The 1,045-nt window shown below is 75.5% G+C and carries 1 protein-coding gene; it reads right to left on the bottom strand.

Annotated elements, in window-relative coordinates; all coding sequences use genetic code 11:
• Nucleotides 1-1,045: FtsK/SpoIIIE domain-containing protein (locus MRQ36_RS33005; protein ID WP_242801751.1), on the bottom strand; the 1,045-nt coding region annotated here is incomplete at both ends.

Here is a 1,045-nt window from a genome sequence, read left to right as displayed (position 1 = left end):
CGGTCCAGGTCGGATCGTCGGCCAGCCGGGGCGTCTCGTACCCCCGGAAGACGGTGGGGGGTCGCGCGCCCGCCGGCCGGGCCGCCCACAGGTCGTGGCGCAGCGTCGCCAGGTCCTTGGCGGCGGCGTGCGCGTCGGGGAAGCGGACCTCGGTGTTCGCGCCGGCCACCCCGCCTGCGGTGTTCACGACGGCGGCACCGACCGTGAGGGTCTTCGCGGCGTCGTTGAGCGGGTCCAGCACGCCGCTGCCGCCGGGCAGCGCGATCCGCAGCGGGAACTGGCCGAAGATCGCCTCGGCCCGGCCGTAGAGGGCCTCGATGCCGGTGGTGCTCTGGCTGGCCAGCACCAGGTGCAGGCCGTACGAGCGGCCCTTGCGGGCCAACTCCTCCAGCAGGTCGACGGCCTGCCGGGCGAGCGCGTCGTTGCCGGCCAGCAGCACGTGGAACTCGTCGACCACGGTGACGACCCGGGGCGGCCGGGCGTTCGGGGGCAGGTCGGCGAGCTTGGTGACGCCGTGCCGCTTGAGCAGGCCGGCCCGCCGGGTCAGCTCCTCGCGCAGGTCACGCAGCACGGCCACGCCGTACTCCCGGTCGGACTCGATGCCGACGGCGCGGGCGTGCGGCAACCAGGACGGGTCACGCTCGGTGGGGACGAACTCGGTGAAGCTCACCCCCTCCTTGAAGTCGAGCAGGTGCAGCTGGAGTTCGGTGGGGGCATAGCGGGCGGCGAGGCCGTAGAGCACGTCGAGCAGCAGCACCGTCTTGCCGGCCCCGGTCCGGCCGCCGACCAGCCAGTGCGGGGTGGCGTCGTCGAAGGCGACGCTGACGGATTGCCGTCCGGACCGGCCGAGGACGGTACGCAGGCCGGTGGCCGACGACTCGGTCCAGTGCCGCTCGGGCAGCAGGTCGGCGAAGCGCACCGCCTCGGCCCGTCGGGTGGCGGCGGCGAGGCGGGCACCGAGGGCGGCGACCGTGCCGGCGGGCGGGTCGACGGCGAGCACGACGGCGGCGGCCAGCCCGCTGCCGTCGACGCTGAACGGCTGCCC

Origin of the sequence: Micromonospora sp. R77 (assembly GCF_022747945.1) — a bacterium.
Lineage (GTDB): Bacteria > Actinomycetota > Actinomycetes > Mycobacteriales > Micromonosporaceae > Micromonospora.
The sequence above is the reverse complement of the archived record's forward strand: the minus strand, read 5'-3'. Positions and strand labels throughout refer to the sequence as shown.